The 19,845-nt window shown below is 56.0% G+C and carries 18 protein-coding genes and 1 pseudogene; 17 read left to right on the plus strand and 2 right to left on the minus strand.

Going from position 1 to position 19,845, the window contains the following annotated elements; translation table 11 throughout:
• Positions 1 to 472 precede the first annotated feature (472 nt).
• From CEW89_RS13870 to CEW89_RS13910, 9 genes are all read left to right on the plus strand, one after another.
• Positions 473 to 2,329 carry a TRAP transporter permease gene (locus CEW89_RS13870; RefSeq protein WP_096807250.1) on the plus strand — a complete coding sequence of 619 codons (1,857 nt, stop codon included), beginning with the start codon at positions 473 to 475 and terminating at the stop codon, positions 2,327 to 2,329.
• A gap of 172 nt (positions 2,330 to 2,501) precedes the next feature.
• Entirely contained in the window at positions 2,502 to 3,068 is a 567-nt protein-coding gene (locus tag CEW89_RS13875) for a putative antibiotic biosynthesis monooxygenase (RefSeq protein WP_096806288.1), read from the plus strand.
• A 139-nt stretch (positions 3,069 to 3,207) separates the two neighbouring features.
• The gene (locus tag CEW89_RS13880; protein ID WP_096806289.1) at positions 3,208 to 4,488 is read left to right on the plus strand and encodes a Rieske 2Fe-2S domain-containing protein; all 1,281 of its coding nucleotides are present in this window, start codon (positions 3,208 to 3,210) and stop codon (positions 4,486 to 4,488) included.
• Between the two features lie 131 nt (positions 4,489 to 4,619).
• Positions 4,620 to 5,765, plus strand: coding sequence for an alpha-hydroxy acid oxidase (locus tag CEW89_RS13885; protein ID WP_096806290.1), 1,146 nt, complete (start codon positions 4,620 to 4,622; stop codon positions 5,763 to 5,765).
• Positions 5,766 to 5,922: 157 nt separating this feature from the next.
• Positions 5,923 to 6,846 (plus strand): PDR/VanB family oxidoreductase, encoded by a 924-nt coding sequence (locus CEW89_RS13890; protein WP_244906067.1) that lies wholly within the window; start codon positions 5,923 to 5,925, stop codon positions 6,844 to 6,846.
• The gene (locus CEW89_RS13895; protein WP_096806292.1) at positions 6,836 to 8,023 is read left to right on the plus strand and encodes a Gfo/Idh/MocA family protein; all 1,188 of its coding nucleotides are present in this window, start codon (positions 6,836 to 6,838) and stop codon (positions 8,021 to 8,023) included. The genes CEW89_RS13890 and CEW89_RS13895 overlap by 11 nt, the downstream gene beginning before the upstream one ends.
• On the plus strand, positions 8,020 to 9,012 hold the full coding sequence (locus CEW89_RS13900; protein ID WP_244906068.1) for an ABC transporter substrate-binding protein: 993 nt from the start codon (positions 8,020 to 8,022) through the stop codon (positions 9,010 to 9,012). Before CEW89_RS13895 ends, CEW89_RS13900 begins: the two co-directional genes overlap by 4 nt.
• 13 nt (positions 9,013 to 9,025) lie before the next feature.
• Positions 9,026 to 9,475 (plus strand): hypothetical protein, encoded by a 450-nt coding sequence (locus tag CEW89_RS13905; RefSeq protein ID WP_096806293.1) that lies wholly within the window; start codon positions 9,026 to 9,028, stop codon positions 9,473 to 9,475.
• 28 nt (positions 9,476 to 9,503) lie between these two features.
• On the plus strand, positions 9,504 to 10,439 hold the full coding sequence (locus CEW89_RS13910; protein ID WP_096806294.1) for a DMT family transporter: 936 nt from the start codon (positions 9,504 to 9,506) through the stop codon (positions 10,437 to 10,439).
• A 21-nt stretch (positions 10,440 to 10,460) separates the two neighbouring features.
• Here the strand turns inward: CEW89_RS13910 and CEW89_RS13915 are convergent, their stop codons facing one another.
• Complete coding sequence (locus tag CEW89_RS13915; protein WP_244906069.1) at positions 10,461 to 10,919, minus strand: MarR family winged helix-turn-helix transcriptional regulator; 459 nt, start codon at positions 10,917 to 10,919, stop codon at positions 10,461 to 10,463.
• A gap of 107 nt (positions 10,920 to 11,026) precedes the next feature.
• Here CEW89_RS13915 and CEW89_RS13920 point away from each other — a divergent pair, with 107 nt between their 5' ends.
• The 3 genes from CEW89_RS13920 to CEW89_RS13930 are packed head-to-tail and all read left to right on the plus strand — an operon-like array spanning position 11,027 to position 12,937.
• The gene (locus CEW89_RS13920; protein ID WP_096806295.1) at positions 11,027 to 11,392 is read left to right on the plus strand and encodes a Rieske (2Fe-2S) protein; all 366 of its coding nucleotides are present in this window, start codon (positions 11,027 to 11,029) and stop codon (positions 11,390 to 11,392) included.
• Positions 11,379 to 11,678, plus strand: coding sequence for a hypothetical protein (locus CEW89_RS13925; RefSeq protein WP_096806296.1), 300 nt, complete (start codon positions 11,379 to 11,381; stop codon positions 11,676 to 11,678). Before CEW89_RS13920 ends, CEW89_RS13925 begins: the two co-directional genes overlap by 14 nt.
• A gap of 20 nt (positions 11,679 to 11,698) precedes the next feature.
• Positions 11,699 to 12,937: an amidohydrolase family protein gene (locus tag CEW89_RS13930; protein ID WP_096806297.1), complete on the plus strand. Its 1,239-nt coding sequence runs from the start codon at positions 11,699 to 11,701 to the stop codon at positions 12,935 to 12,937.
• Between the two features lie 405 nt (positions 12,938 to 13,342).
• Here the strand turns inward: CEW89_RS13930 and CEW89_RS13935 are convergent, their stop codons facing one another.
• Positions 13,343 to 14,002: an HAD family hydrolase gene (locus tag CEW89_RS13935; protein ID WP_157779858.1), complete on the minus strand. Its 660-nt coding sequence runs from the start codon at positions 14,000 to 14,002 to the stop codon at positions 13,343 to 13,345.
• A 282-nt stretch (positions 14,003 to 14,284) separates the two neighbouring features.
• Between CEW89_RS13935 and CEW89_RS21485 the strand changes: the two are divergent.
• The 5 genes and pseudogenes from CEW89_RS21485 to CEW89_RS13960 all read left to right on the plus strand — a co-directional run.
• Positions 14,285 to 14,404, plus strand: a pseudogene (locus tag CEW89_RS21485) (transposase); the annotation flags it as partial.
• 316 nt (positions 14,405 to 14,720) lie between these two features.
• The gene (locus CEW89_RS21255; protein ID WP_244906070.1) at positions 14,721 to 16,445 is read left to right on the plus strand and encodes a ParB/Srx family N-terminal domain-containing protein; all 1,725 of its coding nucleotides are present in this window, start codon (positions 14,721 to 14,723) and stop codon (positions 16,443 to 16,445) included.
• A gap of 114 nt (positions 16,446 to 16,559) precedes the next feature.
• On the plus strand, positions 16,560 to 17,870 hold the full coding sequence (locus tag CEW89_RS13950) for a DUF4123 domain-containing protein (RefSeq protein WP_096806300.1): 1,311 nt from the start codon (positions 16,560 to 16,562) through the stop codon (positions 17,868 to 17,870).
• Positions 17,863 to 19,068 carry a zinc metalloprotease gene (locus CEW89_RS13955; RefSeq protein WP_096806301.1) on the plus strand — a complete coding sequence of 402 codons (1,206 nt, stop codon included), beginning with the start codon at positions 17,863 to 17,865 and terminating at the stop codon, positions 19,066 to 19,068. The genes CEW89_RS13950 and CEW89_RS13955 overlap by 8 nt, the downstream gene beginning before the upstream one ends.
• A 2-nt stretch (positions 19,069 to 19,070) precedes the next feature.
• Entirely contained in the window at positions 19,071 to 19,790 is a 720-nt protein-coding gene (locus CEW89_RS13960; protein WP_096806302.1) for a hypothetical protein, read from the plus strand.
• The last annotated feature ends 55 nt before the right edge of the window (positions 19,791 to 19,845 follow it).

A 19,845-nucleotide genomic window follows, 5' to 3' on the forward strand; every position in this document is an offset into this window, starting at 1 on the left:
AACGAGTGTCGGCAATCGGGTTGCGTTTCTGGCGTTCTCTGTGAATGCGCCCTGCCGTTGACGAGCACGGTTGCGTCATTAAAGATAGATATCTAAGAATATTGTAACGTTCACGCTGCAAAAGAGTGCCATGCGGGAGATGCACATATCCCGCTCTGTGCGCGTCATCATGAAGAAAAAGGGAGGAAAAGATGGAAGTATCTAAGACGGCCTTCAAGTCTGACATGAATTTATTTGGCTGTCCGGGTCAGATGGTCGTGTCCGAGTGCGAAGTGTCGGGGCAGGGAGGCACGGCGAAAGACAGGCTTCCTCGCGACACTGCCGGGCAAAAGCCGCTCAATGTCCGGCACATGGTGGCGGGCTTTGGCGCGGATCGACAGATGCACGATACACATTTGACACGCGGGGTGGTGGCACTATGAACATTCCCTCGCTTACCGAAACCGGCCGTCGCCGGAAGCTTGCTTCCACCATGCGAACGGTTGTCATCGTTCTTGCGGCCGCTTTCGCGCTATGGGTGATCTATGCGAACCTTTTCGTTATTTCCGATCCGCTGATCCTCGGTATCCTGTTTATTTCAGGCATCTTCACGATTCTCTTTCTGGCTATCGGAGCGACGGCCAGAGCCCCGGATGAGATTCCGATTTACGATTGGATCTTCTCCGCACTGAGTCTCGCCTGTGGTGTTTATTTCTACGTCAATGCCGGGGTCATCGCCGACCGCATCAGCCTGCTCGACCAGTTTACGCCCGATCAGCTCTTCTTTGGCTCTTCCCTGTTGTTCCTGACGCTTGAGGCGACCCGGCGCACGACGGGCCTCGGTCTGACCGGCGTGGTTTTGCTGTTCCTGATCTACAACCTGTTCGGATATCTGTTGCCGCCGCCCTTCGGGCACCGGGTCAGCGAGTTCAGCTATCTCCTCGACGTTCTCGTGTTCACGACCGATGGTCTGTTCGGTGTGCCGATCCAGGTTGTGGCCAGCTATGTGTTCCTGTTCGTGATGTTCGGAACCTTCCTGTCCAAGGCCGGTGGGGGGGATTTCTTCTTCAACCTCGCTTCTCTGGTCACCGGGCGTGCTCGGGGCGGCCCGGCCAAGATCGCTATCATTTCCTCGGGTCTCTACGGCACCATGTCGGGCAGCCCGACCTCGGATGTCGTCGCGACCGGTTCGATCACCATCCCGGTGATGAAGCGCCTGGGCTACAGCGCGCGTTTTGCCGGTGCGGTGGAAGTTGCTGCGTCTACCGGCGGCAGTGCCATGCCTCCGATCATGGGCTCGGCGGCCTTCATCATGGCCGAGTATTCCGGGATTTCCTACAATGAGATCGTTTTCGCGGCCCTGTTGCCCGCTCTGATCTACTATGGTGGGGTGTTCTCTCAGGTGCACCTGCGTGCCGTGCGGCTCGATCTGCGTCCTTCCGAGGATGAGGTTCCGTCCGTTGCGGACACTTTCAGAACCGGCTGGGTTTTCCTTTTGCCGATCATCGGCATCGTGGTCGCGCTGATGTTGGGATATTCCCCGACGTTCACGGCGGGCGTCGGTGTGGTGGCGACCATTCTGGCCTCGCTGATCCTGAAAGAGACCCGCATGACGCCCTGGCAAATTCTGGAAGGGCTCGGAACGACGACGCTGCAGATCCTGCCCGTGGCAGGGGCCTGTGCGGCGGCCGGTCTTGTGATCGGCGGACTCTCGATGACGGGGCTCGGTATGAAATCCGCCAATGTCATCCTGGAGCTCAGCAACGGTCAGCCGATTCTGACGCTGGTGATCGCGGCTGCCGTGACCATCGTTCTCGGTCTGGGTATGCCCACTCCGAGCGCCTACATCCTTGCTGCGGTTCTCGTTGGGCCTGCTCTGGCCAAGCTCGGGTTTCCCGTGCTGCCCAGCCAGATGTTCCTGCTCTACTACGCGATCCTGTCGGCTCTGACGCCGCCGATTGCCGTGGCCGCGATTGCTGCCTCCGCGATTGCCGATGAAGACCCGTTCAAGATTGCCTTCTCCGCCGTCCGGCTGGCTGTAATCGGATTCCTTCTGCCGTTCGCCTTCGTGTGGAACCCGGCGATCCTGTTGATGTCCGATCCTTTGATCAACACACTTGCCATCGTCGGTGCGGTCTCCGCGACGCTTGCAATCGCCTGTTCCTTGGAAGGTATGGTTAAAACGGACCTGAGCACTCTGGAACGTTTGCTGCTGACAATCGGAGCCGTTGGCGCCGTGAGTCCTTTCCCGCTTTTGGCTGTGGCAAGCATTGCCTTGATCATTGCTGTACTCGGGCGACAGTTCTTCTTTTCAGCTCCGGTCGCGCCCGGTGGGAAGGAAGAGGCCTGAGACAGGCACGCTCTCAGAAGAAAGTGGCCACCCTGTCAGGGTGGCCACAACATTTTAAGGCGTTTCGGAATGCAGGCATGGCGCATGCCCATGACGAAACGTCGTGTAAAAGTCGTATGATGCAATGATTATGAGACTTTCCGTGCATGATACGCCGTCTGCAGGGGGTAAAATGTCCGCAAATACCAAGAGCGTAAACAAGCGTGAGGCCGGGAGTGTCTCGGGCTTCACTCTGTCTTTCGGTGTCGCGCCGGATCGCGCGGCTCCTGTCGCACAAATTTGTCGTGATGTTGTCGCTGCGGATGTTTCCCGCCACCCCTTGGTGTCCTTTCTGCAATTTGCCGAGCAACGGGGCGCCGAGCAGCATGGTTTTTCCATCAGTGCCCGTGGATGCCGTCTTGTTGCCGAGATGCCGGAGTTGCCTGAACATCTGGCGCAGGCCATCAGGAGCCGGGTGGCGTCGATGTCGGAAACTCCGCCGCTCGATATAGAGATCGCGTATCTGAGCGCAGACAAAGACAGACCGCCGCGTCTGGCACCGGTCTGGAAGCGTTGGACGCTCAGCATGATCGGCGTTTATCCCTTGCTGGTGGCTTTGTTCTATTTGCTGCAACCGATCACGGCGCAACTGCCGGTGCCGGGTGCGCTGTTCGTGGTCGCGCTGGTGCTGACAGGATTGAACACAGGTTACGTCCTGCCGTTCCTGAATCGGCGTCTGGGGGGCTGGCTTTCGCGGTAAACCTGATGCCGCTGGCGTCGAAAAGGGCTGTCGCCCCGCACATGTTTTATGCTGCGCAGGTTGTTGACAGAATAAACTTAGATAACTAAGATTGATGCGAGTTCTAAAAATTGATTCATCGTCGTATGGAGGAGGTCATATGCTAACACCCGAAGAGAATGAACTGCTGACCCGCGTGACGGGAGATGCACCGATGGCGCAACTCATGCGTCAGCACTGGACACCTGTCTGCCTGATCGAAGAGGTGGCAGAGCCCGATGGCAAGCCGCTTCGGGTCGAGGTGCTGGGTGAAAGCTATGTCGCTTTCCGTGACACCGATGGTCGGCTCGGTATGCTCGATGAGCTGTGCCCGCACCGCAAGGCCTCGCTGGTTTATGGCCGCAACGAGGAATGTGGGCTGCGATGCCTTTACCACGGCTGGAAAATGGATGTGGACGGCAACGTGGTGGCGATGTCCTCCGAGCCCGAGGGCAGCCCGCTCATGAACAAGGTCAAACAGCGCTCCTATCCGGTGCGTGAATGGGGCGGCTTCGTCTGGGCCTGGCTCGGCGACAAGGACGAGATGCCCGAATTCCAGGCGCCGGCCTTTGCGCCGACGGAGGACACGCCGGTCGCGATCCTGAAAATCCGCGTGCCCGCCAACTGGGCACAGATTCACGAAGGCCAGATCGACAGTGCGCATTCGTCTTCGCTGCACTCGTCCAACATGGTTCCTGCCCGGGTCGAAGGGGCCGCAGCCGATGACAAATCCTGGTACCGGCCCTCGACCGACAAGGCGCCGCGGATGCAGACCGAAACCACCAGCTACGGGTTTCACTATGCGGCGATCCGCAAGCCGATCAAGAATGCGGGAACGCATAATTACCTGCGCATCACCGAATTCGTCGCGCCCTATTACTCGCTGATCCCGCCGAACAACAACTACAAGGTGGCCAGCGTGATCGTGCCGATCAACGACGACGAAACGGCCTTCCACTTCCTCGCCTTCGGTGGCCCGAATGTACCTTCGACAGAGGAATGGCGCAAATTCGCCCATGCCGTTCCCGGCGTGGATGTGGATCACAAATGGCGGACGCTTCGGACACTTGAGAACGACTTCCTGCAAGATCGCGAGCGGATGAAAGAGGGTCACTTCACAGGTGTCGACGGCATCCCGAACGAGGATATTGTGATGTGGGTGTCGATGGGCAGCCGTGTGCAGCGCCACACCGACGTGTTGGGCGCCTCGGATCTTGCTATCGTCGAGTTTCGCCGTCTGATGGCGGATGCGGCCAAGAAGGTTGCCGAGGGCGGAGAAGCCATCGGCACCGCTTCCGAGGTTCCGCAAGCCAAGATCGCCTCTCATGAGGGGGTTTACCCGAAAGAGGTCGACTGGCGCACACTCGTCGATACGTCCGGGGCCACAGAGGCCGCCGAGTAATCATTGATCATATTTCTCCCCAATCCGCCCGGCTTTCTTGTCGGGCGGATTTTTATGTGTATCCGAACCGCGCGGTACGCCCGGCGGCGGAATTGTAATCCCGAGATATGAGATACGCCGGAATCCAGGCCATGAAGGCCATAAATATCGACGATTTGCGCCGCCGCGCGCAGGCCCGACTGCCAACTGTCGTGTTCGATTATCTGGATGGGGGTGCCGAAGACGAGATCACGCTTCGGGCCAACCGACAGGCTTTCGAGCGCCTTCATCTGCAGCCCCGTATTCTTTCGGGTGGGGATGTCGACCTGACGACGAAGATTTTCGGCCAGAGCTATTCCACCCCCTTCCTGATCGGCCCCACCGGGTTGAACGGGCTTTACTGGCCGCAAGGGGATGTGCATCTGGCGCGTGCGGCGGATGAGGCCGGGATTGGTTTCGCGCTGTCCACGGCGTCGAACACCTCCATGGAAGAGATCGCCAGACAGGGCTCCGCACCGCAGTGGTTTCAGCTTTACCCATGGGGCAAGCCCGATTTTTCAAAAGCACTGATCGACCGTGCTGCCGCCGCCGGATATTCCGCACTGATGATCACGGTGGATTCGCTGGTCGGTGGAAAGCGTGAGCGTGACCTGAGACATGGGTTCTCACATGAAATCAAAATGAGTGCCCCGATCCTGCTCGACGGGCTGATGCACCCGAGATGGCTGACGTCCGTCTGGCTGGGCAAACACCGGCCCCGGTTCGAAAACCTGACGGCGTTTCTGGGGGAGGGTGCCAGCGACAAGGCGTTGGCGGACTTCACACGCTCGCAGCGCAATCCGAATTTCTCATGGGACGATGTGCGACGTATCCGCAAACAGTGGAGCGGACCGCTTCTGATCAAAGGAGTGATGTGTGCCGCCGACGCCTTGCGGGCGCGCGATGAGGGGGTGGACGGTGTGGTGGTCTCGAACCACGGGGGGCGCCAGCTTGACGGAGCGCCTGCGACGCTGTCGGCTCTCGAAGAGATCGCGGATCGGTTGGGCAATGGCGCGACCGTGTTGCTCGATGGCGGGATACGGCGGGGCAGCGATGTCGTGAAGGCGCTTGCGCTGGGGGCTCAGGGCGTTCTTCTGGGACGTGCTCCGCTTTACGGTTTGGCGGCTGGCGGGCATGTCGGGGTTGCGCGGGCGCTGTCGATTCTTGAGGATGAAATGCGCCGAACCATGATTTTTACCGGCTGTCGCAGGCCGCAGGAGCTGGATCGTCGGGTGCTTGTGGGCCCTGAGATGCCGTGATGTCTCTTCTGGTGGCCAGAGGAAATGGCCGGGGTGGATTTATCTGAGCCAAAACACTGGACGAACAAGGGGTTCGAATGTTGACTTCATCAACTTAGCTATCTAAGTTGATGGGGTGCTGCGAACAGATCGGGAGGATTTTATGGAGCAAATAAAAATGCGCGTCGAAAAACGACGCGATTTAACGCCAAGCATCTCTGAATTCACTCTGGTGCCGGTCGAGGCCGTTGATTTGCCGGATTTTGCACCGGGCGCCCATATCACTCTGGAAACGCCTTCGGGAGCAATGCGCCGGTATTCCCTTGTCAACGATGGGGAAAACCCCAAGGAATATGTGATCGCAGTCAAACGTGAGCCGCAGTCGCGCGGCGGGTCGGCGTCCATGCACGAGGACGCACAGGCGGGAACCGAGCTCAATATCGAAGCGCCCGAGAACGATTTTCCGCTGACCGACGTGCAGAAATACCTGCTGATCGCGGGTGGGATCGGCATTACGCCGATCTATGCCATGGCGCGCTACCTCGACAAAAAGGGCAAGGCGCTCAGGATCATTTATGTCAGCCGGAGCGCGGAAGAGTCCGCCTATCTGGACGAGTTGAACGCTGCTTTCGAAGGCCGGATCATCGTTCACCATGACAATGGCGATCTCGATCAGGTCTATGATTTCTGGGACGATCTGGTGACGCCCCGGGCCACGCATGTCTTCTGCTGCGGACCCAAACCCTTGATGGAAGAGATCAAGGCCGTGTCGGGTCACTGGCCCGAGGGGCGTATCCATTTCGAAGATTTCAAACCCGTCGATGTCGTGCGCGACGACGATGTGCCTTTTGAAGTCGAATTGAAGAAAAGCGGTGAAGTCGTGACGGTTCCCGAGGACCGCTCGATTCTCGAAGCGCTGCGCGATGCCGGCTTTGCAACCTCCAGCTCCTGTGAGAGCGGCACCTGCGGCACCTGCAAGACCCGTCTTCTGAGTGGTGAGGCCGATCATCGGGACATGGTTCTGATGGATGAGGAAAAAGACGATTACGTGATGATCTGCGTGTCGCGCGCCAAGTCGGGGAGGCTGGTTCTTGACCTCTGATCCCGTCCGTCTCGGCGTTGCGGGACTGGGGCGTGCTTTCATGCTCATGGTGCCGACCTTCGATGCCGATCCGCGTGTCAAACTCGTGGCCGCCGCTGCCCCTCGCGAAGAAAGCCGTGCGGCTTTCGTCCGGGACTATGGCGGCGCGGCCTATGAAACGGTCGAAGAGCTCTGTGCCGACCCTTCGGTCGAGGCGATCTACATCGCCACACCGCATCAGATGCATGTGGATCATGTGCTGGCTGCGGCGCAGGCGGGCAAACATATTCTGGTGGAAAAGCCTCTGGCCATCTCCATGGAGGATGCCGAGCGGATGGTGCGCGCCGCCGACGAGGCCGGAGTGCATCTGATCGTCGGTCCGAGCCATAGCTTCGATCCCCCCGTGGATCTGGCCGCGCGCTTGATCGAAAGCGGGGAGTTTGGTCAGTTGCGGATGATTCAGGCGCTGAATTATACCGATTTTCTCTATCGCCCGCGCCGTCCCGAAGAGTTGCGCACCGAAGAAGGGGGCGGGGTCCTGTTCAGCCAGGCCATTCACCAGATCGACGTGGTGCGACGGCTGGCCGGTGGCATGGCCAAAAACATCTACGCCATGACCGGCGCCTGGGACCCGAAACGTCCGACAGAGGGCGCATTTACCGCCCTCATGAGTTTCGAGACGGGCTGTATCGCCAATCTGACCTATTCCGGCTATGCGCATTTCGACAGCGACATCTGGATGAACGATGTCGGAGAGCTGGGTCAGCCGAAAAAGGCGGGGGCCTATGGCGGAGCCCGCCGTGCCCTCATGAACCTCAACCCCGATGACGAAGCCCGGCTCAAAACCACACGGACCTTCGGCAGCGGGACAACGATCGAGGCATCGCATAACGAACATTTCGGTCCGGTCATCGCCCTGTGTGACCGTGCCGATCTCAAACTGACGCCGGACGGGATCGAAGTTTTCGGCGACACCGAGCGGCACTTCATAGAAGCCCCCTTTGGTCCGGCGCCCCGCCGAACCGTGCTCGACGCTGTGGTCGATGCGGTGCGCAATGACACCGCGCCGGATCAAACCGGTGCATGGGGGCTCGCAAGCCTTGAGGTTTGCCACGCAATCCTGACATCCGCCGCTGCCGGCCAACCGGTCGACTTGCAGCATCAGTGCAGAACGAAACACGAGGAACCGACAGAATGACCAATCTCAAGCTATCTCTGGCCATGGGCAATTACGACCGGACGCGGGCCATCGTGGATGGTCGGGTGCAGATCGACGGCGTCGATCCCATTCCGATGTTGCTGTCGCCGGAGGAAATGTTCTTTCGCGCCTTCCGGCACGAGGCCTTCGATATCAGTGAAATTTCGCTGTCGTCCTATTCCATCTCGGTCACGCGGGGGAACCCGCATTATGTGGCGATCCCGGTCTTTCTGAGCCGGGCGTTCCGGCATACCTCGGTCTATATCCGCACGGACAAGGGCATCGAGAAACCCGAGGATCTGAAGGGCAAGCGCATCGGGATCGCCGAATATCAGCTTTCCGCCAACGTCTGGGTGCGTGGCATCCTGGAAGAGGATTACGGCGTCAAACCCTCCGATATCACCTGGGTGCGCGGCGGCATGGACACGCCCGGACGACCTGAAAAGATCAAGGTGCAACTGCCCGACGATATCACCATGGTCGATGCCCCCGAAGGGGCCACGCTCAACAGCATGCTGGAAGCGGGCGAGATCGACGGGTTTATCGGTCCGCGTTGGCCGCGCTGTTTCTCCGAAGGTCATCCGCATGTCGGGCGGCTGTTCGCGGACAGCATCACGACGGCCGAAGACTATTTCAAGCGGACGAAGATTTTCCCGATCATGCATGTGTTGGGGGTGCGTCGCAGTCTCGCCGAAGAATATCCGTTCCTGCCCGCGGCCTTGCTCAAGGCCTTTACCCAATCGAAACGATTGGCCGAAGAGGCCCTGTCGGACACCTCGGCGACCAAGGTCACCATGCCGTTTGTCGAGGACAACCTGAACCGGGTTCATGCGCTGATGGGCAAAGATCCCTGGAGCTATGGGGTTGCTGACAACGCTCATGTACTCGACCGTTTCCTCGACTATCATGCGAGCCAGGGCCTGTCGCCGCGTCGCGTCAAGATCGAGGAACTGTTCCATCCGTCCACGTTGGAAGCCTACAGCCTTTGAGGGGATAGTCGAAATGGAAGAATATACACCCGGCGATATCGTCGAAATCGAGACGGGCGATGGGCTGGCCTATGTGCAGGTCACCCATGCGCACCCAAGCTATCCGCCTGTCGTGAAATTCCTGAACGGGCCGTATCAAAAGCGGCCCGATAATGTCGCGAGCCTTTTTTCCGGCAAAGACGAAGAGTCCATTGCAATGGTGCCGCTTGCCGGCGTGCTGAAAAAGCTCAATCTGCCGCATAGCAAGATCGGGGAGGCCGAGATTCCTTATGGCGAACGCAAATTCCCGATGTTCCGCATGCCCGTGCGCGGCAAGCAGGGCGAGATCATCTACTGGTGGTTCTGGGACGGGCAGGGGCTGAGTTATTCTTCCGAGCTCGATGAAGCGCAAAAGAAGATGCCGCTGCGTGAGGTGATGGCTTCGGATCGTTTCCTGCAAAAAATATGCGAAGGGGCCCGCTGATCGACAGCGGCATGTCGGAGGCATTCCCATGATAGCGGTTTTCGGGGGGCTTCTGGCCGTATTCGGAGCTTTTTGTTATGCGTTGAGTTCTGTTGCCATCGTCAAGAGTGCTCAATCCGCCCGGGGGCGCGGGAACGATGTGTTCCTGTCCATTGTCACGACCGCCACGGTCTCCGGGGGGCTCTGGCTTTTGATCGGCCCGCCGCTGCCCGAATATGGGGCGGCGGTCTTTCTCGGCGTGGGCTATTTTGTCCTCGCCGGGCTTTTGGGAAATGTTCTGGGGCGGCTGACGCTTTTTCGGTCGGTGGAACTGGCGGGAGCGATCGAAACCGGGCTGATCCGCAGACTCATTCCGGTTTTCGCCGCCGTTTTGGCCTTTTTCTTTCTTGGAGAGGTGATGACCCCGGCGATCATGGTCGCCTTTCTTCTGGTCACCACGGGCGTGGTCGTGATGATGACAAGCCCGTCGCGCCGTTCGGGTCTTCCCGGCGTCATTTCAGAGCGTCCCGCTGCGGAGCGGCAAAAGGGGCGTTTGCTGGCTCTTGGATCGGCCGGGGGCTACGGCAGTTCTCTGGTCGCGCGCAAGATGGCGATGCAATACTTGCCCGATCCGCTCGCCGGAGTGTTCGTCGGCGCCTTGACCGGATTGTTCTGGTTCGGTGCGTCTGCGATCTTGCGTTACAGCCCTCAGACACAGCTTCGCGCCCTGCTGCAGAAACCGAGCGGCTGGCAGCTTTTGGCGGCCGTGGCGATGAGCACGGGGCAGATCACGTTGTTTTTTGCCTTGATGCTGGCCGATGTGACCGTGGTTGCGCTTATTTCGTCTGTCGAGATGTTCTTTGCCGTCTGGCTTGCGGCTTATGTCTTCAAAACCGAAAACCGCCCCGGACGTAGGTTCTACCTGTCCTCTGCGATGGCCGGGACAGGGGTGATCCTGCTGGCCCTCGCTCCGGTTCTGTCATGATCCCGGTTTGCCGAGCGCCGCTCAGGAGGCGGTTGAAAGAGTTTTGATGATTTTGTCCAGCGAAGCGAAAAGCTGGAGCAATTCGCCCTCGTCGAAATTTTCTGAGGCGAGTCTGGCGGCGACTTTGGCTGAGGCCATGGCCAGGTCGATTTTCTTATGCCCCTCTTCCGACAGGCTGACGATAATCATGCGCTTGTCCTGTTGATGACGTTCGCGGCGGATGAGGCTTCTCTGAGCTAGTTCGTCGAGGAGGCGCGTCGATGAGGCTTTTTCGATGCCAAGCTGTGCGGAGAGTTCCGATTGGCTGATCCGACCTTCTTCTTTCAATGTTCTGAGGTGGATGTATTGCGCCATGCTCAGATCAAAATCTATCAGACGCTTTTGTAACAGCTTGCCATAGAGATGGTTGGCGAGGCGAAGGGACGCGCCCAGCCCGCGTTTTTGCGAGGGGGATTCACCTATAGCGTTGTTATTCATCATTATTTTAGGCCTCTAAATTCTTGACGAATCCTAACGCATTCTAATATAGTAAGGCAATCTTACTATTATTAATGGTGAGATTATCTTACTATAATGGAGGAGAGTGTATGCCTGAAAAACTGTTGTGTGCCTCATCGGATGTCAGCGAGACGACTGCGAAAATCTGTGAGCTCGAGGGTGTGGAGATCGGTGTGATCCGTCACAAAGGAACGGTCGTGGCCTATCGCAACGTCTGCCCTCATCAGGGTGGACCGGTGTGCGAAGGGCTCAAGATGCCCAAAGTCTGTGTCGAATTCGACGAAGAGCGTCGCCCGCTCAAGCAGAGCTTCGATACGGACGAAATGCATTTCGTGTGCCCCTGGCACGGGTGGGAATTCAAGATCGAAACCGGAGAAGCTCTGGGCGATCCGAAAATTCGCCTCAATCGCTACAAGGTGATTGAGCGGGATGAGAACATCTATGTCGAAGTTTGAAAAAATGACCCCGCAAACCAATACACTGGACGCCTCTGTCGATGATGTGCTTCGTGCTTTGCGCGCCCCCGATGGCGATGGGCTGAGCCTTGCGCAGATACAAAGCCTACTTGCCGGGCTGGTCCGCGCCTACGCCAGCCTGCGCGAAAACGACAAGGATCTGGCAGCTTTCCCGAACGACAGCGATGTCTCGGCGACCGAAGTGGCCATTGCCGCCACCGGCCTGCTCGAAGCAGCCGATATGGCGGCGTTCGAACTGGGCATGTGGCAAACGCTGAAAAATTAAGGACAGGGAGCGATATCCAAATGTCATTGACACCTAACGCACTGAACTACAGCTCTGACAGCGATCCTGCGATCAAGGAATTCAACACGACGAAGCTGTTGAAAAACGCCCGCAAACAGGCGGAAGAGCGCAATTACAAAGACTTCTTCATCTGCGATGTGGACAGCCACCATTACGAAACCGAGGCACTGCCCGAAATCCTCCAGTACATGGACGATCCGGTCATGCGGCATCTCGGTCTGTCGGCGGGCAATGTCGGACGTGCCAGCCTTATTCCTCAGGCCATCGGGTCGCAGGATATGGCCGGGCGTGTGACGCGCTATGCCGGGCGCAACAAGGAAAAAGTGCCCGAAAGCCCGCATCGCGACATCACCCTGACCCGTCGCTGGATGGATGCCATGGGGGTGGATGTGGCTTGCCTTTTCCCGACGCCGATGCTGTTGCTGGCGACCCATCCGCAGCCGGAGGTCGAGGTCAACATGGCCCGCGCCTACAACAGATGGCTTTGCGAACGCATTCTGGAAGAAGACAAACGCATCTGCTCGATGGTCTACCTTCCGATGAACGAGCCGCATGAAGCCGAGAAGATGATCGACGAATTCGCCGAGCGAAAGGGCGTCGTCGGCTTCCTGTCTACCGGCTATCTGAAACGGCCTGTGCATGACAATGCCAACATGCGCATCTTTGCTAAGCTGGAAGAGCACGGCAAACCTCTCGGGTTCCATGCAGCCTATCACTGGGCGGATTCGTCGCTGGCGCAGTTGAACAAATTCATCTCGGTGCACGCGCTCGGGTTCAGCTTCTGCAACATGATCCATATGACGAACTGGGTGCTGAACGGGATGCCGGAACGCTTCCCGAAACTGAAAACCCTCTGGATCGAAAGCGGTCTGGCCTGGGTGCCGTTCCTGATGCAGCGTTTGGACAACGAATACATGATGCGCACCTCTGACGCGCCGCTTTTGAAGAAGAAGCCCAGCGACTACATGCGCGAGATGTTCTATTCGTCGCAGCCGATGGAGCTTGTCGACAACCGGGAGGCGCTGGAAGTGACGTTCAAGATGATGAACGCCGAGTCGCAACTGCTCTATTCGTCGGACTATCCGCATTGGGACATGGATCTTCCGAGCACGATCTACGATCTCCCGTTCCTGAAGGAACAGGCCAAGCGGGATATTCTGGGCGGTAACGCTCTGAAGCTCTTCAATATCGAGCCGACGATGTCGGACTGGAAACTCGAAGCGCGCAAAAAAGGCTGACACCAGGCGATGCGACCGGTTTTGTGCCGGTCGCAATCGATGAGCGCTACATGAAGCGCGGCCCCTATTGCCTCCGAGGGTAGGGGGCGTCAGATTTCGGCCAGTATCCTCTTCTGGAAGACTTCTAAAGGAGTTTTCTAACCAAGGCAGTTTCGGGGTGTATTGTTGAGTTGTTTCAGCTCATGGTCTGGCATCCGTGTGATGTCTCGCGTGGGGGTTGCATGCCTATAGCTCACTCAGTCGATCAATAACAACAATTGGTGAAGCAGAACCGAAAATGTAATATACATAACGGGTCTGTTCCTACGCGCGTCACACCTTTGTCTACTCGGATGAAGAGCGTGCAGCCTAGCATAGACTTTTCGGTCCATGCGAAGCTGGTTACCGACCTTGGATCGATCGCGCTCAAAGCCCCAACAGTTTCGGTAGGTCAGCCATATCGGTTAGCCGTCGCGCGCCGAAGAGGTCGTCTGGTTTCAATGCCGTCTTCGGCACATAGGCAAAACAAGTCATCGCAGCATTGAAAGCCGCTTCAAATCCGCTCACGCTGTCCTCGACTACCACGCAGTTTTCCGGCGCAACGCCATTCATTTCGGCCGCATGTAAAAACACATCGGGCGCGGGTTTGCTGGCGCCGACATCATAAGCCGAATACATTTTTCCTTCAAACCAGGAAAGCAGCCCTGTCTGTGCCAGCGTGACATGCATCTTTGCCAGGAGCCCATTGGAGGCTACACAGAGCGGTATGCCTGCCGACGAAATCAACGCCACCGCCTCACGAGCACCCGGGATCGGCGTGACGTCTGTCCTAAGAGCGTCGAGAACTCTGTTGTAGAAATCCTGCGGCCATTTCTCTGGTAGGCGCAATCCCCTGTCACTCACGTAACGTTCGACATCATGTCTGCTCTTACCGACGAACAGATTGCAGCATTCGACGAGTGACAGGCGTGCGCCAGTCGAAAGCAAATAAGTATGCAGGACGCGATTGAAGGTCGGCTCAGAGTCGACGAGCACACCGTCACAGTCAAAGATCACGAGTTTGGGAGTAAGTTGAGAAATCGGCAATGTCGGGCCCCGTCCTCTTTGTTTGGGAGTAATCGTCCGAAACGGCTTGGAGGATTTCACGTCATGTATTGGCATTGCGCCCGGCATCAACCCTTCGAACGCTCAGACATGTGCTGTCGCGAAACCAGAATAGATGAACACGCCTCGTTTGTCCCGTGCAGTCATCCGAATTGGGTAGAACTTACAAGTGTCAAATATCGATGAGCGCCTTTTGGAAGAGGAGGTCGCGGGAATTCGGAGCAGCGTTTAAGGTGGGTCGTATGATGAAAGAGACGATCTACAATGGCAAAGAGAAAGAACCACTCGCCTGATTTCAAGGCGAAGGTCGCATTGGAAGCGATCCGCGAGAGGATGACGCTGGCGGAACTGTCGAAGAAGTACGGCGTTTACCCGAACATGATCAGCGGCACTTTTGCCTTCAGCATGTCTTCGATCGCGCGTCTTTCACGTAAACTCAGTTCTGTGTGGGCCATGTCCGTTCTCCTTTCTTTTCAGCAAGATAGGGGATTTGTCGCAACCCAGTTTAGAATGTGCCAGAGATAATCAATTTGGGGTATAAGATTTATTATGTAATAAGTACACGATGTTAAGCCAACGTTGGTCGGGATGACGCGGTAGCTGTCTCACCAAAAAGAGCAAGAGAAAGGGTAGCCCGGGTGCCGGGCTTGAAAGGATAAAGAGAGGCTCATCCGGGTCCGGCCTGACAAGGACCCTGACCATGGCCAAGACCAGGACCCATCCGAAACCCGCCACCGCGAAGAAGACCGAAGCCGCCGGATCGGCAGCGCCTGACGGCGCTGCCGACATCCAGATGATCCCGCTCGACCAGCTGGAACCCAGCCCGCTCAACGTCCGCAAGGTGGCCGCCAGTGCAAGCGATGACACCGAGCTCCTCGCCAGCATCCGCGAGACCGGCATCAAGCAGAACCTGGTGGTTCATGCGCTGTCAGAGAAACGTTTTTCGGTAGTTGCAGGCGGTCGCCGCCTCAAGGCACTGAAGCAGCTTGCTGAAGACGGTGTCATCCCCGCCGATCATCCTGTGCCCTGCCTCGTCGAAGATGAGCGCAACGCGATCCTCACCTCCGCCACAGAAAACCTCCAACGCGCGGCGAGGGGCGCTGAGCAGGCTGTCTTGGTTGTGATGGAAGAAAGCGACAAGGCACTGCATTACAGCGAGTTGGCAGAAGCAATGGCTGGGGTCGCGATGCGGACCTGCGAAATACTCGGCACGCTTTTGAGCTTCGGGTCAGAAACGCGGCTTTCAGCACTGGATCCAGCCGAAAAGCAGGCGGCGGGACAAGCAGGCTTCAACGTTCTGCGAGACGGGAAAGCCGCGCTTAAAGATGTGCTGCTCGGTATGGTGCCTCCTGAGAATGGAGCACGTCAGAATTACTCAAAAATCTATGGTCCCTTTTACGAATGGCTCACAGACCAAGACGGCGATGCAGGCTTTTCTCCGATCATGGATATTATGCGCGATGTAATCACGGACAATTACGTTGTTCGCCCCGGCATGACTATTCTGGGAACGGTCATTGAAGAGCAGGCCAAATTTTCGTTCCATGGGATCAAGGGCAATTTTAAACTCGGGACGAAGCGCATGCGTGATGAGTTACTGGCACGCGGATTGGCGCGAGAAGACCCCAGATGGCCTGACAGCGTCATTCTGGACAGACCTCTTGATCGCGCACTCATAGACGAAATCAGTCGCAGCATCGAAGAGAATATCAATCTTCAAGAGGCTGCGCAGCGCCTCGGTCTCAGCGAAGAGCTGTTTCGCAAACTGGTTTACGACGGGCTGATCCCTCGCCGGGGCTACCGCCAACTCAGAAACCACCAGTATGATCCCATATTTTTAGACCGATTTTTGGCAACGGTCACGCAGGGCGCCGATATCATTGACAGCGTCCCGGAAGATCATGTTTTGGCCTTGCAAGCAGGCCAGATCGTCCGTGCGCGAAGTTCCGAAATCCTGCATCTTTTGGCGACACGGAAGGTGCCATGCGCAGGGTTGCTACGCGGCAAGACAGGATTGGCGGGGGCGATTGTTCACCTCGACACACTTAAAAATGCGGTGCAGACGATCTCATTCTCCGGGCTGACCTATCGAGAGATGTATCAAAAATTGCGGGTCTCAAGTCCGACGCTGCGCTATCTGCTCGATCAGGGATTTCTGACGACCTACAGAGGCAAAAATCCGGCGACACTCATGGAGACCGAGATCATCTCTCAGGTTTCGATAGATGCGTTTTTGCAGCAATATGTGACCCTCGGCATACTTGCGGAGGCATGCGGGCAAAACGCGAATTCCGTGCGGTTCCATCTGCTCGACGCTGGCGTTGAGAAAATCCCGATCAAACATGGGCTCGGCGCGATCTACCGACGCAAAGAAGCTGAGGCGGTGCTGATCGAGCTGGGGCTTTTGCGGTCTCTAAGCGAATGATCTGGGCGTTCGCAAAAAATGCAACACGGGGTGAAGGATTGCTGACAGTAGTCTTTCCCCGTGTTCTGAGATGTTCTTTATGTTACCCTAATACATATTCTTGGATATTTAAACATGACCAAATTTGAAGCATGGATTGGCGAATGCCATTTTACTACCTCTGGCGGCGAAGAAGCCCACTGTCATTGCGCCGTCTGGGCGGACGGGTATGCGACCTTTCGTGCCGGGGTTGAAGCCAGTGTTTTGTATCAAAACCTCTCTCTCATCCGGCTTCAAAACGTCCAGCCGGTCGTGACCCTGTCCGACGTTCCGGCGCACATCATGGAACTGGCGCAGGCGGTTCACTCAGGTCACCCTGCCGAGATGGGGGCGATGTCCGTCATCGCGAAACACGCCAATGGGCACACTGCGGAAAGCTATCTCACGATCACCGAGCATGAGATCGCGCCTTTGTCGGATCAAACCGACATTCCGTTTTGGGATCGGGCTTGGATCGCGCCAGAACTGAAAGAGCTTCTGTTCTGTCAGCCGCAAGATGGACCAAAGATGCGAACCTATCTCATCGTCGATGCCACGCTGCGCAAGAACGTCATCGGCGCCTTCGATCTCGACAATGTCGATGTGCCGGTCCAGTGCCTGTTCAAAGGCAGCGCCGCCGAGGAGCTTAAAGAAAGCGCGCCGTATCTCATCGACATGACCCTGCCTGATGGTGCTTGGGACGACGGCGGCCTCGTACCAGCCTTTCACAAGAGCTTTTTTGCGAAGCATTGGGACAAGGGGACGGGGGTATTTATCCAGTCTACCTACTCACAGGATGCGGTTAAACGACATTTCAGGAGAATGACGAAATACATTGGAATAAACGGGACAAGCTATTTTTTCCGTTTCTGGGAAAGTAATTGCATATTTGATTATTTTTCTGGAATTATGTGGAATCTCGAAAAGTGCAAACGCATCTATTTCTCTCACCATGCAAGGGTTGAAAGTATCATTTGCTACGGGCGATTGACCCACAGAATACACTCCATAGTTCCGAAATCAGATCTGCTCTCTTGCGACCATCCATCCACATCTGCCTTCAGGATAGATGCGCAGGATGAGCAGAGCCTAATGAAATCCATTCTGAGGCCACTATCAATCAGCGTGGCAAATGCGTGGGCATCCGAATATGGCTATCAATCCCAACTAAATTCACGCGATATAGAGGAGGCGGCTCTAGCTTGTATTGAGCGCATGCATGGATACGGCATCAGGAACTCGGGTTACTTGAGAAACATTGCCATACAAGAAATATTTCTGGGGTGTCATCTTGAGAACGATACCACCTCACTGAAACTCAAGAGATTTTTACAATCAGGCAACGACGAAAAGATGAAATATCAAGCTATTCGAGAATATCTAATGGAGGCACATAAGCATGACTGACGAGCCTCCAATAACACCAACATTCGTTGACCCGCCAATTAACAACAGAAGTGCGCCGGAAATGCCTGCCCCTGAGGCTGAAGGCGAAGAACTACCGTCACTCCCAGCTTCAGCCACAATGAAGTGTTGTCCCGAGGCGTCTCTATTCAATCAGCCTTTGGGGCACTCCAGCTATTATGCTTACGATGACAAAACAAATTTGGCCGATCCCTCCAGCAAAATCTACGAGTATTGGGACACCGATGGCAAAGGGACACTTCCAGACGCAGGCAGTCTGTCGGCCCCGGAAATTCCGAGTATTCCCACAACAACACCCCGAGATGGCTCTGCTTGGGTATCTGTTGCGGTTGGAAAAGAGGCGACACTTGATGCCAAGATGCTTGGGACAGGATGCATTCCCAATGTGACTTATGAATCAAAAGATTCTGAAATCGTTAAGGTCGTAACGGAAAAGCCAGCGGCTGAAACATCTCCCTGCAAGATTAAAGGTCTCGCTCCCGGCACAACGACCATTGTCGCGAAATGCAATGGAAATGAGATTGGATGGGTTCATGTCTGGTGCGAAACACAGGTTACCTTAAAGGTAAAGGTGGCAAGCATCGTTTCAGAGTATTCGCGCCCAGCAAATTATGTGCTGGCTGACTTGGAGGCCTATATCAACGATGTCTATCGTCAATTCCTTATTTCGGTCTCTCTGGACGATCTGGGAGCAATCGAAGTCAAGTCGCCAAGCTCCGCTTACAACAATGAAATTGGAAATCTGCTTGCTTTGGACAAGCTTGCGGTCAAGAGCACCCCGAGTGCGCGGAAACAATATCGGCTTTTTTATTACATTAACAATGACGGCAGCCCGCCAAAGGGTCTTGGGATTGTTCCCGGTGGCTTGGGGGCCGTTGGCCCCGGTTATGCTTTTTTCGACTCCGATGTGCGTGGGGCATATAATACGATGGCGCACGAGTTAGGGCACCTGCTCGACCTCTCACATCCTGCCCATGATTTTACGCAGGATAATTTCCCAGCATGGCAACAAGCGCGCTATTTGGATCGGAATACCGGTGCATTGAGCAGCTCGAAAAATTCAAATGTGCTATATGACGATGCCTGGAACCTGATGGGCTACAACGGCCCTGTTTCGGCACGGGGTTCTAGTCGAGTGGACCTGCGGTATATGCAGTGGAAGAAAGCGAACAGGAGTTAATCATGTTGGAGGCCTATTGGGACCTGATCAATCAGTATTGTGATCAAAACATTGTGGCAGAGGTCCAGACGTTGGAGTTTGGTCAAACAGAAGATGTTTGGAAACAAGATACGGCGGTCAATGATGTGTCGCGACAACTCAAAAATGATAGCCAATGTTTAGAGGCCTATGTCGGATATCTTGCCTATAGCGTGAATGCTTCTACCCCCGCAGAAGTTAACAACACGTTTTTAGATATCGCGCTGAGATTGCCGCTTGAGAAGAAGGCGCATTTTCAAAAGGCCATGGAATGGGCCTATGCGCATATGACATATGCGCCGCGTTACTCACGCCTCTATTTTGATGTGGCTGGGTTATACTCCATCGACTTACGTGAAAAATTTCATCCCAAATTCGAGAAGGCTTTCTTTACGGATCACACCGATGAAGCCTTTGGTTATTATCAATACCTTGTTTCGATTGACGACCCTCGCGGTTTGGCTCGGTTTGATGAAATCAGTCGACGCGTTGAAGGAGATGTGAATGCGCTTTTTAAGGTCTTGAATGGGCTGACGGAGCAGTTGCCTTCAGCCGAACATTCAAAGATGGATGTGAAAGCGGTCCTAAATATTCTGAAGCGGTACAAAAACGATCAAAGGCGTATTGCTGGCGTATACGGCCCTGGAACCGGGCCAAGCCTGCAAGAGTATCTTGCTCCCATTTTCCAAATATACGGACGATAATACACGGTCGCTGTTTAAAATGGATAGCAAATCGCACAAATACGTAGAGTAGTTT

Source organism: Celeribacter ethanolicus (genome assembly GCF_002407265.1).
GTDB lineage: Bacteria > Pseudomonadota > Alphaproteobacteria > Rhodobacterales > Rhodobacteraceae > Celeribacter > Celeribacter ethanolicus.